Source organism: Hymenobacter coalescens, from assembly GCF_054783195.1.
In genome coordinates this window covers 107,434-121,659 of the sequence record NZ_BAAGRA010000021.1, presented here as the reverse complement: position 1 = coordinate 121,659, position 14,226 = coordinate 107,434, and the positions used below count along the sequence as shown (strand labels likewise).

Genomic DNA, 14,226 nt, shown 5'->3' with positions numbered 1-14,226 from the left:
TGGGTTCTGCAACGCTGCCGCTGCAATGCTTGCCGCTAACCTGGACTCCGCTGCTGTCGTTCAGAAGAGCGAAAACAGCCGGTTTGTAGTAGCTTATTGGCGCGGTATCAAAAGGATACGGCCGGGGTAGCCCCTGCGGGGCAAGCCACAATTCACTCATCGATCTTAGGCTGATATGGAAGCCTCCCACCGCGGATGAGCTACAGCAAATTCGGATTACGGCATGAAAATCTTCGGGCCGCCCCTGCAGCTGTGAGCCGCCTGGATTTGCCGGTGCGCAGAAGTCAACCTCAGGGGCTGACGGATGTGCCCAGCACCTCCAACATCGCCCGGGCTTTTAACAGGCATTCCTCATATTCGCGTTCCGGCACCGAGTCGTAAGTAATGGCCGAGCCGACCTGGAAGCTGAGGTAGCCGGTGTCGGCGCGGTACTGCAGGGAGCGGATGACCACGTTGAACTCAAACTCGCCGTCGGGCCAGGCGTAGCCGAAGCAGCCGCTGTAGAGGCCACGGCGGCTGCGCTCGTACTGTTCGATGAGCTGCATGGCCCGCACCTTGGGCGCGCCGGTCATCGAGCCCATGGGAAACGTGGCCCGCAGTACGTCCACCACGTCAACCTCCGGGCGCAGCTCAGCTTCGACCGTCGAAATCATCTGCCACACGTGCCGGAAGGGGTACAGCCCGAACAGCTCGGGCACCCGCACCGTGCCGGGGCGGGCCACGCGGGCCAGGTCGTTGCGCACCAGGTCCACAATCATCAGGTTCTCGGCCCGCTCTTTCTCGTCGTGCAGCAGCCGCTGGCGTTGCTGCTCGTCTTCGGCCGGCGTGGCGCCCCGGCGGATGGTGCCTTTGATGGGCTGGGAAACAATGAGCGGCTCGTGGTAGGCCAGAAACCGTTCGGGCGAAGCGCAGAGCAGGTAGTGCTCGTGCCAGCGGCAGAAGCCGGCAAACGGCGTGGGGGAGGCGGCGTTCAGCCGTTCGAACACGTCGACGGGGTCCAGCGCCACGGCTTCGGCGTAAAACTCCTGGCACAGGTTCAGTTCGTACACCTCCCCGTTGAGAATATCCTCCCGCACGGCTGCTACGGCGGCCAGGTATTCGGCCTTCGGCATGCGCGGCCGCATGGCTGGCACCACCGGGGGGGGCGGCGTGGGCAGGGCGGTAGCCAAAATGAGCTGCAGCGTTTCCTGCGGAGCCGGCCCGTGAATGACCACGACCTCTGCTTGCCAATACAGCCAGATCTGGGGCGTGAAAAAGTGCAGCCCAGGCCACTCCAGGCCGCTGGGGTTGTGGCTGCTCAGCTGCTCAATCTCGTTTTTGACGTCGTAGGTCACAAAGCCGCAGCGCGGCGCGTCCAGAGGCGGGCCGCCTAGCGCGCGCCCCAGCTCACGCAGCGTGGTGGGCGCTTGGGGTGCCGCGCCGGCCACGGCCAGTAGGCGTTTGAAAGGGCCCTTGGGGTAATCCAGTCCGTTGGGCTCGAAGTAGGCGCAATGCACAAAGCCCGCCGCCCAGCGCAGGGCGCGGGTCCGAAAGTCGGTGGGTAGGTCGGACAGCGGAATGGATAGCACGACGCGAAATTACGACGGTAGCCAGGGCAAAGCGGTGGGCTGGCTATTTCAAACTGGCCAGGGCCACTTTGGCTTTGGCGTCCGTGCTGGTTTTGTACTCGTGCTTGCCGTAGCTCAGCGCCTGTTGAAAGTAAGCCCGGGCCTGCGCTTTCTGGCCGGCCTGCTGGCTGAGGTAGCCCATTTGCAGGGCCGATTGCGGCGCAAAATAATACGGAGCCGAGCCGCTAAGCGTGATGGTGCGGCCGTAGTAGAGCCGGGCCGAATCGAGGCGCCCGAGGCCGTGGTAGGCGCGGGCGCGCCGGTACGGCTCCTCCAGCCGGTCGCGCAGCGGTACGGCCGGGCCCGGCCGAAACTGGTCCAGCGTGGCCAGGGCCGGGCGGTAGTAGCCCCCGTCGATCTGCAGGCGGGCGCGGGTCAAGTAGCGGTTAAGCGGCAGCTGGTCGTCCACGAAGCGCTGGGCGTAGCGGTCCTCTTCCACCACCGTCTGGCCATCGGCCCCGATCTGGCGGCGGCAGCGCTCCGCGGCCGCGTCGTCGCCGCTGAGCCAGTGGGCTAGGTACAGCTTAAACCACGCGTCCTTGCGGTAATGCGCGCCACGATACTCGTTGATGAATTGCTGATTGGCGCGGGCCGATGCCGCGTACTGGCCCTGGTACAGTAGTAGATCGGCGGCCATGTGGTGCAGGTACGCCACGGGCAGGTAGGTGCTGGCGGTGGGACGGGCACGGTAGTAGGCCAGGGCCTGGTCGGCGTGGTGCAGCTTTTTCTGCACCGACATGCCCAGGTAGCAAAACAGCAGGTTGTCGGGCTGCGCGCGGTGCAGGCGCTCCACCAGCGCGGCGGCTTCCTCGTCGGCGCCGTAGTAGGTCTGCCGGATGAGGGCCAGCAGAATCTGCGCCTCCAGCTGGAAGTCGTGGGGGCGCTCGGCGGCCGCGCGCAGGTGCTGCAGGCCGGCGGTGGTGTTGCCGGGCAGGCCCAGCAGGTTCAGAAACCAGCGGTACCCCTCGGGCACCGAGCCGATCAGGAACTGGCACAAGCCCAGGGTCTTCTGCGTGGGCAGGTGCGCCGGCCAGCGCTTGGCGCTCTGCTGCACCAGCAGGTAGGCCTGGCGCAGGCTCCAGGCGCCCTGCAGCTCGTGGTCGAACATCACCTGGGCGGCGGCCTGGTGCAGGCGAATCTCGGCGCGGGCGTAGTCGCGCAGGGCCGAGCGCGGCAGCTCGTCCAGCAGCTTCAGCGTGCGGTCCTGCTGGTCGATGACGCCCTCGTAGCGGGCCGGGTCCTGGCTGATGACGAGCTCGGCAAAGCCGGCGCCTTCCTGCACCAGCAGGGCGCCCGGGCTGCGGGGCTGCTGGCGCAGTTCGGCCAGGGCCAGGGCCTTGGCATTGCCGGTCCGCAGCCGCAGCAGCTCGGCGTAGGCGCGGCGGGCAGCGGCGGAAAGCTGATCGGGGCCGGCGGGCAGCTCGGCCGTTGCCTCATCCTGCACCGCGCGCTTGCGGGTGGGTTCCGCGGCCGCCGCGCCGCCGACGCCCAGCAGAAGCACGGCCGCCGCCAGCAACCCCCGGCGCAGCAGGGGCCGGCAGGCCCTCCAGGCTCGGCGAAACTCAGCGGCAATCAACATCCGAACAACAACAAAAAAGGAACGACACGAAGGCCGTTCCTTTTCCAAAAAACACACAACGAAAAACGAGCTACGAAAGCTTACGCGCGCGCTTCCACGTCGGCCAGGATGCGGCCGCAGTGCTCACACACGATGATTTTCTTGTGAGCAATGATGTCGGCCTGGCGCTGGGGGGGCACCGTATTGAAGCAGCCGCCGCAGGCGTCGCGCTTCACCATCACCACGGCCAGGCCGTTGCGGGCGTTGCCGCGGATGCGGGTGTAGGCCGACAGCAGGCGGTCTTCCACGGGCTGGGCCGCCGAGTCGCGCTCGGTCATCAGCTTCTGCTCGTCGGCTTCGCTTTCGCCCACGATAACCTGCAGTTCCGACTGCTTGTTGGTGAGGTCCTTGCGGCGCTCCTCCAGGCGCAGCTTGGTGCCGCTGATTTCCTGGTTTTTCTGGTCGATCTGGTACTGGGCCTCGCGAATTTTCTTCTCGGAAATCTGGATTTCGAGCTTTTGCAGCTCCATTTCCTTGCCGATGGCTTCGTACTCGCGGTTGTTGCGGACGTTCTGCTGCTGGTCTTCGTAGCGGCGGATCAGGGCTTCGGCATCCTTGGCGGCCTGCTTGCGCTGCTTGATCTGCTCGTTGAGGGCCGCAACTTCTTCGTCGAATTTCGCCACGCGGACTTCGTAGCCGGCAATTTCGTCTTCCAGGTCGCGCACTTCTTCCGGCAAGTCGCCGCGCACGCGCCGAATTTCGTCGAGCTGCGAATCGATGCGCTGCAGGTTGAGAAGGGCTTCCAGCTTACTGGCTACGGTGATGTCCGAAGCGGAGTTAGAAATCATAGCGAACAGGGTTCGTGGGGGTCTCGGCTAACAAGACCGCAAAAGTACGCGCAAATTTCTCCATAAGCAATTCCCGGAACAGCTCCCCGGTGTATTGCTCGCTTTCGTAGTGGCCCACGTCGCAGAGCAGCAGGCGGCCTTCGGGCGCGAAGAACTCGTGGTACTTGATGTCGCCGGTCACGTAGGCGTCGGCGCCGGCGGCCACCGCTTTGCGCGTCAGGAAGGAGCCTGCCCCGCCGCACACGGCCACCCGGCGAATCACGGCATGAAACTCCGTGTGCTTGACCACGGGCACCCCGAGCCGCTCGCGCAGCCGGCGCAAAAAATCCTTGGCCGGCAGCGGCTCGGCCAGCTCCCCGATCATGCCCGAGCCCACATCTTGGTGCTGGTTTTCCAGCCGGATCAGCTCGTAGGCCACTTCCTCGTAGGGATGCGCCTGCCGCAGGGCACGCAGCGCCTGGTGCTGCAGGTGCAGCGGCAAGAGCACTTCCACCCGCTGCTCGGGGGCGGTCTGCGGCACGCCGGGCTGCCCGTCAAACGGGTTGGTGCCGGGGCCGGGCGTGAAAGTGCCGGTGCCGTTGAGGCGAAAGCTGCAGTCGTGGTAGTCGCCGATCTGGCCGGCGCCGGCCGCGTACATGGCCTGCAGCACGGTTTCGGTGTGGGCGGGCGGCACGTAGGTGATGAGCTTGGCCAGCAGGCCCGGTTTGGGGTCGAGGATGCGCAGCCGGGTGAGGCCCAGCTTTTCGACCAGGTGGCGGCTTACGCCGTGGCGCACGTTGTCGAGGTTAGTGTGGGCCGCGTACACGGCCACGTCGAGGCGCAGGGCGCGCATGATGGTGCGTTCCACCTCGGAGCTGCCCGTCAGGCGCTTCAGCGGCACGAAGATGACCGGGTGGTGCACCACCACCACGTTGCAGCCGCGGCGCACGGCCTCGTCGATGATGGCGGGCGTGCAGTCCAGGGCGATGAGCACGCCCTTGACGAGCATCGTCGGCTCGCCGCACTGCAGGCCAGCGTTGTCGTAGCTTTCCTGGTAGGGCAGGGGCGCCCAGGCTTCGAGCGTGCGGGTGAGGTCTTGGACGGTAACGGACATGATTCAAAAGTAGCGTACGTCGCCGCTTCTTGCGGGGAGCAACCGTGCGGCAGGATTGGGCTGGAGCAACTGAGGAGCGGATTCCTATCGTTGGGGCAGCCTGCTGCCAACGTCGTGAAACGACTTTGTGACGATATGGGATGGAAAAAAAAGCTGTTTTCCTCTACTTTCGAGTGGCCTACCTGATGGGGAAGGCTACAGACTAAACAGACTGGGCAATAAACGGGCTCCCTACGCTATTCGCCTGCTTATGAATTTCAGAGCAAGACATTAGCAAACCCAATAGAAGAAGAGCAAAGCTCGGTACACAAACTCTTACTGACTCATCCCCGAACATATGAAGCACCACTACGCGATTGCTCTGGTACTGAGCCTATGCGCTTGCAAGAAGGACCCTGAGTCTGATCCCAAACCTGCTTTGGAAGGCCGTTGGGCATACGTCAAGCAAACTGAAACTCTCCATAACTGGGATAACCAAATTCTTGGCCAGTCTACGCAGGATTGGTCAAACCGTGGCTACGCTGAATTGACCAAAAACACGTGGAAGGATTACGCACCTGATGGCACCCCCGTATCTGGGCCACCTTACACTTACACCCGTAACGTTAACACCATACGCTTAAACCTACCTAGCGGCACTTGGCAATACTCCATCGTTAAACTTACTGAGCACGAGTTACACCTACAGAGGACCACAGAGCGCCGCTATTCGAACGCCAATTCGAATACCAGCGTGTACACCGATATATTCTCCCGTTAAGGGGTGAGTGAGTATTGGTAACAAAAGTCTTACTGTCCACACTACTGGAAAGCATGAAAGGCTTGAATTGTAGCCGTCCCCATTAAGTGGGCCACTCAAAAGTAGAGGAACTCACCAGCTTCCTCAGTTGCCGCGCATACTTCGCCACAAAATCCGGCACTTCCCGCCGCTTGTACTGCATAATGAACCGCGGGTGGTCGAAAACCAACACCCGCTCGAACAGGCCCAGCTCGTCGTTGAGCCGCGTGAAATATTCCCCGTTGCGGCGGCCCAGGCTCACGGCCACGTCGCGGCGCAGGCCCAGGGCTACTTGCTCGTGCAGGGAGGTTTGCAGGTCGGGCCACAGAGCCCGCGTCAGAGCCGGCGCGTCGTAGTAGTTGTAGTTGCGGCCCTCGCGCAGCAGCACCAGCGGGTAGAGCGAACCAAGGTAAAAGTGCTGGTAGAACGCCGCCGGCCCGCCCAGCGCGCCGATGAGCTGGTACACGAACTGGCTCGACAGCTCGGCCCGGCGCGGCAGCGCGTTGGCTATGCCGCAGTGCGTGGCCAGGGCAGCCGGGTCGGTGAAGGCCACGCCGGTGCTGCCCGCCCCGAAGCGGCCAGGGTTGATGCCGAGCAGGGCCACGCGGGGTTCATTGTCAGTGTAGTAGCGCTGAGCAAACCGCGCGAGCATGTCGCGGGCGGGCGGCGTCTGGTAGGGGTTCAGGGCGGCCGCGCCGCCGGGCAGGGGCGGGGCTGCGGGGAACTCCGTGAGGAAAGCCAGCAGGCGGTCGGCGAAGGTAGCAGGGCTGTTCATCGGCAAAATCCATACGCAGCGGCGGGCAAAGCGGCTGGACCGCCGCCAATTCGCGTATTTTTGCCGCCCGCCGCCCTGACGCGGCTGCTCCTTTTGCCCATGGCCCGTTTGCTGACCTTGTTGCTTCTGCCCCTGAGCTGGCTGTACGCCGGCGTCGCGGCCGTGCGCAACTGGCTCTACGACAGCGGTGCCTGGGAAAGCAGCGGCGCCGAAGTGCCCCTGATCAACGTGGGCAACCTGCGCGTGGGCGGCACCGGCAAAACGCCGCACGTGGCCTGGGTGGTGCAGCAGCTGCTCGACCGCGGGCAGCTGCCGGCCATCCTGAGCCGCGGCTACGGCCGCCGCACCCGCGGCTTCCGGCTGGCCGCCGCCGCCGATACAGCCGCTACCATCGGCGACGAGCCCTGGCAGCACTTCCACGGCTTCGGCGGGCAGGTGCCGGTGGTGGTCGATGAAGACCGTCGCCACGGTTTGGCCGAATTGGCCCGACTGGCGCCCGACGTCACGGCCGTGGTGCTCGACGACGCCTACCAGCACCGCCGGGTGCGCCCCACGCTCAACATTTTGCTCACGGAGCAGGCCCGCCCGTTTTGGCTCGACCACGTGCTGCCCGCCGGGCGCCTGCGCGAAAGCCGGCGCGGCGCGCGGCGGGCCGATGCCGTCATCGTGACCAAATGCCCGCCCGACTGGCCCGAGGCGGCGCAGCAGGCGGCGGCGGCCCAGGTGCGCCGCTACGCCCGCGCCGGGGTGCCGGTGCTGTTTTCAGGCTACACCTACGGCGCCCCCGAGCCGGTTTTTGAAGACCAGCATCACCCGTTCCCGGTGCCCGGGCAGCCGGTGGTGGTGCTCACGGGCATTGCCCAGCCCGAGCCGTTGCTAGCGGAACTGCGCCGGCAGGGCTTTGCCGTCGTGGCCCACCACCGCTTCGCCGACCACCACGCTTTCACGCCGGCCGAGCTGCAGGCTGTGCGTGCCGCCCGGCCCGCCGGCGCGGCCCTCGTCACCACCGAAAAAGACGCGGCCCGCCTGCGCGACCCGGCGCTGCACACCAGCGCGGCCGATTTGCCGTTGTTTTACGTTCCCATCCGGGTTGCTTTCCTGGCCGACGGCGCTGCGCGCCTGCAGGCCCTGCTCACGCCCTTGCTTACGCCCCGTGCCGTTGCCTGACGCTTTTGCTTTATCCCCGTGCTTGCGGCCCCGCCGCTCGCTGCTGCCGCTGCTGGGGCTGCCCGCTTGCCTCTTGCTGCCCGCTTTGAGCCGGGCACAGGTGGTCGATGACTCCACCAAGGTGCTGTACGGCCCCAACACCACGCTGGTCGTGCGCGAGTCGGCGGTACTGCGCAACGTGCCCGAGGGGACGCCGCTGGACACCACGCTGACGGGCATGCACAGCACCCGCAACTGGTACTACGACAGCACTTTCCACCAAAGTCTGGGCAACGTGGGGCTGGCCTCGCGCCGCCTGCTTTGGACGACCAATACCCAGCTCGGCGCCCGCCTGGGCCGCAACGCCTTTGACCGGTACTTCCGCGACCCGGCCGATATTGCTTATTATGACACCCGCTCGCCGTACACGTTCTTCCGGTTTGTGCAGGGCGGGCTGGGCGAGCAGTTGTTCGAGGGCTCCTACAGCCGCAGCGTCAAGAAGGCCATAAACGTGGGCATTGCCTACGAGCGGCTGGCCACCAACAAGCAGTTGGCCTCCAGCAACCAGCGGGCCGATCAGCAGGTGGTGCATTCCGGGGTGCTGTTTTTTGCGCGCTACCAGACCAAAGACGACCGGTACCACATCCTGACCAATTACTACTTTGCCCGGCACCGGGCGGTAGAGCAGGGCGGCATCCGGCCCAGTCCCTCCGACGGCGACACGCTGACCAAGCTGTACGACTACCGGGGCGAACGGGTGTGGCTCAGCCAGGCCCAGAACAAGGACCATCGCGACCGGTTCCACCTCGCGCATACCTACCGCTTGGTGGGCCGGGGCCTGACGGCCTTCCACGTGCTCGACTGGAGCCGGCAGTACAACCGCTACACCGATGACGCGCTGCAACTCGAAACCGGTGCGCCCGTGTTCTACCCGCGCTTCCGCCTGGATTCCGCCCGCACCGATGACCGCGCCACCTACCGCCAGCTGGAAAACACCGTGGGGCTGCTCGGGCGCACCGAGTGGCTGGAATACCGCGTGTACGGCCGCTACCGCAACCCCAAGCTGACCACGCGCACCCTGCGCGCCCGGCCCACCGAACAGTTAGTAGAAGCCTTCCCCGACGATTTAGCCAACCAAGTATTCCTGGGCGGCAACGCGGCTTTTCGCTGGCGCAAGGTCTTCGGGGTGGAGGTGGCCGGCGAGTACAAGCTCGTGGATGAGTTCTGGCTGCGCGGGCGGCTGCGCTTCGGCCCGCTCACGGGCGAGCTGCTGAACTCCTCGTACGCGCCCACGCTCACCCAGCAGCGCTTCGTGGGCAACCATTACGCCTGGCGCCGCGACTTCGACAATACCAACGTGAACCAGCTCACGGTGAGCCTCGACCAGCGCTTGGGCCGGTCCACGACCAAGCTGCAGCAGCGGGTGCGGGCCTCCGTGAGCTTTGTGAATATCAGCAACTTGGTGTACTACGACGGCGTCCGCACCGATACGCTGCTGGTCCGCCAGGATTTTGTGCCCCGGCAGCTCAGCGGCAGCAAGCAGCTGGTCATCGGCACGCTGCGCCACGAGCTGCGCTACGGCATCCTGCGCCTCGACAACGAGGTCATTCTCACGCGGGGCGGCGACGGGGAAGGCCTGCGCATTCCCGGCATTGTCGGCAACTCGCGGGTGTACGTGGAGGGTTTCCTCTTCAAAAAGGCGCTGTTCACCCAGATCGGGGTCGAAACCTACGTGCAGTCGCGCTTCACGCCCTACGACTACTCGCCGAGCACCCAGCAGTTTTTCGTGCAGGACCGCTTCACCTCCCGCAGCTACCCTGTGGCCGACGTGTTCCTGACGGCCGATATCAAAACCGTGTCGGTGTTTCTGAAGATGGCCTATATCAACCAGGGCATCTACCGCGACGGGTACTTTGCCTCGCCCTTTTACACCGGCAACCCGCGCAGCTTCCAGCTGGGCCTGAAATGGAATTTCTTCGACTAAACGGCTAAATGGTTAAATGGCTGGATATTTAGCCGCGTCGCTGAAAGCAGTGCTTTAGATGAGAACGGCCAGCCATTTAGCCATTCAACCATTCGACAATTATGACACCATGACCGATCATAACGCCGCGCCGCCCTCGGCCGATGAGGCCCGGCAGCGCGAAAAAACCATCCTCAAGCTCAAGCTCAACACCGACCCGCGTTGGGTGGATATTGCCAGCAAGAACATCGGCGACATCCTCGTCGACCACGCCTACTGCGAGCAAAAAGCGGCTTCCACCGGCATCTCGCTCATCGTGAGCTACCCCGAGAAAACGCGCCTGGTGGATGAGCTCACGGAGCTGGTGGCCGAGGAGTGGAGCCACTTCGAGCGGGTGCTGCAGGAGCTGCGCAAGCGTGGCCTGCCGCTGGGGCGCCCGCGCCGCGACGAGTACGTGGTGGAATTGCTCAAGCACGTACGTCGCGGCGGGGCCCGGGAGCGGCAGCTCATGGACCAGCTGCTGGTGTCGGCCCTCATCGAGGCACGCTCCTGCGAGCGGTTCAAGCTGCTCTGGAAGCACATTCCCGACGCCGAGCTGAGCAAGTTCTACTACGAGCTGATGGTATCCGAAGCCGGGCATTTTGTGGCCTACGTGGACCTGGCCAAGGAATATTGCGACCCGCAGGAAGTAGACGTGCGCCTGCAGGAGCTGCTGAAGATTGAAGGCGAGATAGTGACCAGCCTGCCGGTGCGCGATGACCGGATGCACTAAGCCGACGCCGGGCGCCCAGCGCCGGTGGTGGGGCCTCTGGGCGGTGCTGGTCGGGCTGCTGGTAGGCCTGGCGCCGACCGGCGCAACGGCCCAGGAAGCGGCCACGGCCGCCGTGCCCGATTCCGTCCGCACGGCGCTTTCGGCCCGCCACCAGCGGGTACCGGGCTCCACGTTCTACGTCCGTCCGGCCGCTGGTTTCGTGCCCGAGGAGTCGCTCTACGGTTTGGCCAAACCCAGCGGCGCGCTGCTGGAAGTAACCCGCGTGCCGGGGGTCAACTTCCTGAAAATCAGCAGCATGATTGTGCAGCAATACCTGGCCGAGCGGGGCGCGCGCGTGGCGGAGCAGCGCGAGCTGACGTTCAACGGCTACCCGGCCGTGTTCGGGCGGGGCGAGAGCCTGGAGCCCGGCAAGGACCTGATGCTGCTGGCCTTCGGCGATTCTGCCGGCGTCGAGCTCGTATTCGGCCTCTACCAGGACGACGACGCTGCGGCCGAAGCTGAGCTGCGGCAGATGCTGCTCACGGGCTGGTACGACGCGCGCGGCACGGTGCCGCCGCTGGAACTGGCGCCCTTCGTCATCAGCCTGACGGGCACGCCCTTCCAACTGCTGGAGGTGCGCCCCGCCGAAAAGCTGTACCTCTTCGGGCCCAAGACGGCGGCCGCATCTGCCGATTCTTTCGCCACGCGCTTCAGCGTGCAGGTGCTGCCCCCCGCCGCCCCGGACGACGCCCGCCTGCGGTTGCTACGCCTGGCCCGGGCCTGGACCACGCCCGGCGCCACGCTGCAAAGCCGGGAACGGCAACTAACAGGCAGCCCCTACACCTACGAGGTGGAGGGCAGCGGCACGCTGCGGGGCCGGCGCAACGCGTTCTACCAGGTGGTCAGAACCGACGAGGAGGCTACGCTGCTTTTTCACGGTGTGAGCTTCGACGCCGCCCCCAAGCCAACGGCCCCGAAGCCGGCGGGCCAACGGACGACCAGCCGGCCAGGCGGCCCCCCGGACCCCACGGCCGGGTTTCGAAGGGCAGCCGCCACGCTGCGCATGAAACGCTAGCGCGGCCCGCGGGGAAAAATTTCAGCCTTGGAATCGTTTGCGGCCCACCATTGCCTGTTCTGCCGGCCGGTTAAGCGGTATATTGGCCCGACTTTAGCCTATAGCGCCGCATGAACAAAATCGTTTTACTGGCCTTGTTGCTGATTCCCGGCTGGGCCGTTGCGCAGGCGCCGGCGGCCCAGCCGCCCATGAATTTCTGCGGGGTTGATGTTCCGGTGCCGTCCGGCTGCACGCCGGAGTCGGGCTACGACCTGCGTTGCGATAAATACCAGCTTTCCTGGATGTACCTTAACTTCGGGCAGCTCAAGCCCGTGGTGGAAGAAGTGCTCAAGCAGGAAAAGAAAAAGCACAAGGGCTTGGAGCAGCGGCCCATGGACGGTTTTATCCTGGATCAGCCCGCGCAGGGGTACCACTTGAGCTATGCTACTGAAACGGGCATGGCCTACCAGCTGATTTTCTACGGCACGGCCAAAGGGCAGCCCGTAGTGGTGCAGCTGACCATGGACGTTGACCCGGAAAAGACGGCTGACCTGCCCGAGCCGGCCCGGCAGATCGTACGGCTCACCCGCTAAGGCGGCGCGGCCGCGCCCGCTTCAGCCAAGCGGGCGCGGCTCACTTCTCAACACAAGGGCTGTCGGCGCGAGTTGAGCAGACCCGCCGGCACGGACAGGGCCCCGGTATGCGGGTCGATCAGGCCGTTGCGCTCGTCCTCGATGTTGGTGGCTTGGGTGTAGACGTCGCCGGCAATGGGGCGCTGGCGCAACTCCTGCTTGAACTGCCGGATGCTCTCCGTACGGGCTGCCGCGTCCTGTGGCCCCCCGTAGTCGGGAAAGCCGAAACCACCCCACTCACTGACGAGCAGCGGTACCTGGTGGCGGAAAAAGAACGGGTCACCCACCACCAATGGAAACGCGGCAACGCCTTCCAGCTGCCCCCCGCTGAGGCGGTCGAGCAGCTCGCGCCAGTGGCCCAGCTCCGGCGTGTACAGGTGCGCCGTGAGCAGATCCGACTTCAGGCGCCCTTCCCACGACACGTGCTGCCACCCGTCGTTGTCGACCACCAGAAACTGCGGGTGCTCGATGTGCATGTAGTGGTAGGTGTCGATGATGTAGCGGCGCGTGGCCGGGTTGGTAGCAATGTCCTGGGCGCCCCAATCCTCGTTGTACAGGCTCCAGATGACAATGGACGGGTGCGTTTCCATCAGGGCCAGCATGCGCAGCAGCTCGGCGCGGTGGTTCTGGCGGCTGCGCGGGGTGGAGGAGTGCGGGCTGGGCACTTCCACCCACAGCATCAGGCCGAGCTCATCAGCCAGCTGGTAGATGCGCGGGTCGACGCCGGCAATGTGCACGCGCACGAGGTTGCAGCCCAGTTCCTTCATGGCGTGGAAGTGCCGCTTGATTTCCTCGAACGTGGCCGTGCCGGGCTGGTAGAGGATGCCGTCGAGGTACACGCACTCGTTGTTCAGGTACACGTAGCGCCCCCGGGCCTCAATTTTGCGCAGCCCGAAGCGCGCCTCGATCTGGGCCGCGTAACCGTCCTGATCAATGAGCTGGGCCACGAGGCGGTACAGGTTTGGGGCTTCGGGCGACCAGAGCTTCGCGCTGGGCACTTCGAGCACCACCCGCTGTTGTTTCTGCCCGGCTTCGAGGCGCAACGGAAAATCGGACGTGGCCAGCGGCAGTGCGCCGTGGCCGTTTGGGTGCCCGTTCTGCCGGTCGAACACCTGCAGGCGGAGCGTATACTGACCCGGGTCGTGGATGCGAGTGGTCAGGTTAAAGCGCACCAGATGGTCTTCCACCAGGCTCACCACGCCCACGCGGGAGCGGAGGCGGTTGCGCTCCACCAGCTCCAGCCACACCGAGCGCACCGCCCCGGTGTAGGTCTGGTACCAGATGCCGCCGCGCTTGTACACGTGCGACTCCTGCTTGCCACGGGGCGTTTCGGCGTCCATGGTATCGGCGATGCGCACGGTGAGGCGGTTGATCGGGCGCAGGTTGTCTTCGTGCAGCTCGAACGAAAAGGAAGTGTATTCGCCGTAGTGCACGTCTTCGCCCTCCACGGTGCGCAGCTGGCGGCCGTTGAGCCACACGCGCGTCTCGTAGCCGCAGGCCCCGAAGGTGAGCTGGTACATGGAGCGGCCGGCCGGCTCGTCGTGCGGCGGCAGGGTAAATTCCCGCTCGTACCAGGCCACCACCTGGTCTTGCCAGCGGGCCGCGTCGCTTTGCCCATGGGCTTCAGCCAGGTGCATTTCCACCGAACCCGGCCAGGTGGCCCGGTGCTCGTAGTCGCGCCCGAGGTACCAGCATTCGCGCAGGCCCACGTCGTGGGCGTCGAGTGAAAAGCGCCACTCGCCGTCGAGCAGCATGATGTTGTTGAGGCGGAGCACCGCCCGGGGCAGGGGGTTGGGCAGCTCCTCCAGGGGTTGTTTTTCCTCTTCGCTGATCGAGAGGCCGTAGTTCACGTGCTCGGTGTCCATGCAGGTGGAAATGAGTGCAGACCTTACAAACGGATGGCTGCCGCAAACGGATGCCTACCGTCAAGCTTACAACTGGATTGCCGGTGGTTGCACGTGGCGCAGCCAAGGCTCCTGGCGCCTCGCAACGGCACATAAAAAAACCGGTCCTGGCAGGAC

11 protein-coding genes are annotated in these 14,226 nt (G+C 65.1%); 5 read left to right on the top strand and 6 right to left on the bottom strand.

Annotation, left to right across the window (positions count from 1 at the left end):
• Positions 1–290 precede the first annotated feature (290 nt).
• The 5 genes from ACYVKQ_RS19700 to ACYVKQ_RS19680 form a co-directional block, all read right to left on the bottom strand.
• On the bottom strand, positions 291–1,568 hold the full coding sequence (locus ACYVKQ_RS19700; RefSeq protein WP_460677070.1) for an anthranilate synthase component I family protein: 1,278 nt from the start codon (positions 1,566–1,568) through the stop codon (positions 291–293).
• Positions 1,569–1,611: 43 nt separating this feature from the next.
• Positions 1,612–3,186 carry a tetratricopeptide repeat protein gene (locus ACYVKQ_RS19695; RefSeq protein ID WP_460677131.1) on the bottom strand — a complete coding sequence of 525 codons (1,575 nt, stop codon included), beginning with the start codon at positions 3,184–3,186 and terminating at the stop codon, positions 1,612–1,614.
• An 80-nt stretch (positions 3,187–3,266) separates the two neighbouring features.
• Entirely contained in the window at positions 3,267–4,013 is a 747-nt protein-coding gene (locus ACYVKQ_RS19690) for a zinc ribbon domain-containing protein (RefSeq protein ID WP_460677069.1), read from the bottom strand.
• Complete coding sequence (locus tag ACYVKQ_RS19685) at positions 4,003–5,106, bottom strand: Nif3-like dinuclear metal center hexameric protein (RefSeq protein ID WP_460677068.1); 1,104 nt, start codon at positions 5,104–5,106, stop codon at positions 4,003–4,005. The genes ACYVKQ_RS19690 and ACYVKQ_RS19685 overlap by 11 nt, the downstream gene beginning before the upstream one ends.
• An 842-nt stretch (positions 5,107–5,948) precedes the next feature.
• On the bottom strand, positions 5,949–6,659 hold the full coding sequence (locus ACYVKQ_RS19680; RefSeq protein ID WP_460677067.1) for a uracil-DNA glycosylase family protein: 711 nt from the start codon (positions 6,657–6,659) through the stop codon (positions 5,949–5,951).
• Positions 6,660–6,758: 99 nt separating this feature from the next.
• On the opposite strand from ACYVKQ_RS19680, the gene lpxK reads away from it, so the two are divergent.
• The 5 genes from lpxK (at position 6,759) to ACYVKQ_RS19655 (ending at position 12,166) form a co-directional block, all read left to right on the top strand.
• Complete coding sequence (gene lpxK, locus ACYVKQ_RS19675; protein WP_460677066.1) at positions 6,759–7,826, top strand: tetraacyldisaccharide 4'-kinase; 1,068 nt, start codon at positions 6,759–6,761, stop codon at positions 7,824–7,826.
• A 22-nt stretch (positions 7,827–7,848) separates the two neighbouring features.
• Entirely contained in the window at positions 7,849–9,789 is a 1,941-nt protein-coding gene (locus tag ACYVKQ_RS19670) for a putative porin (RefSeq protein ID WP_460677065.1), read from the top strand.
• Between the two features lie 109 nt (positions 9,790–9,898).
• Positions 9,899–10,540, top strand: coding sequence for a MiaE family protein (locus tag ACYVKQ_RS19665; RefSeq protein WP_460677064.1), 642 nt, complete (start codon positions 9,899–9,901; stop codon positions 10,538–10,540).
• Positions 10,524–11,594 (top strand): hypothetical protein, encoded by a 1,071-nt coding sequence (locus ACYVKQ_RS19660; RefSeq protein WP_460677063.1) that lies wholly within the window; start codon positions 10,524–10,526, stop codon positions 11,592–11,594. Before ACYVKQ_RS19665 ends, ACYVKQ_RS19660 begins: the two co-directional genes overlap by 17 nt.
• A 110-nt stretch (positions 11,595–11,704) precedes the next feature.
• Positions 11,705–12,166: a hypothetical protein gene (locus ACYVKQ_RS19655; protein WP_460677062.1), complete on the top strand. Its 462-nt coding sequence runs from the start codon at positions 11,705–11,707 to the stop codon at positions 12,164–12,166.
• A 47-nt stretch (positions 12,167–12,213) separates the two neighbouring features.
• Here the strand turns inward: ACYVKQ_RS19655 and ACYVKQ_RS19650 are convergent, their stop codons facing one another.
• Positions 12,214–14,070 carry a glycoside hydrolase family 2 protein gene (locus tag ACYVKQ_RS19650; RefSeq protein ID WP_460677061.1) on the bottom strand — a complete coding sequence of 619 codons (1,857 nt, stop codon included), beginning with the start codon at positions 14,068–14,070 and terminating at the stop codon, positions 12,214–12,216.
• Positions 14,071–14,226: the final 156 nt, after the last annotated feature.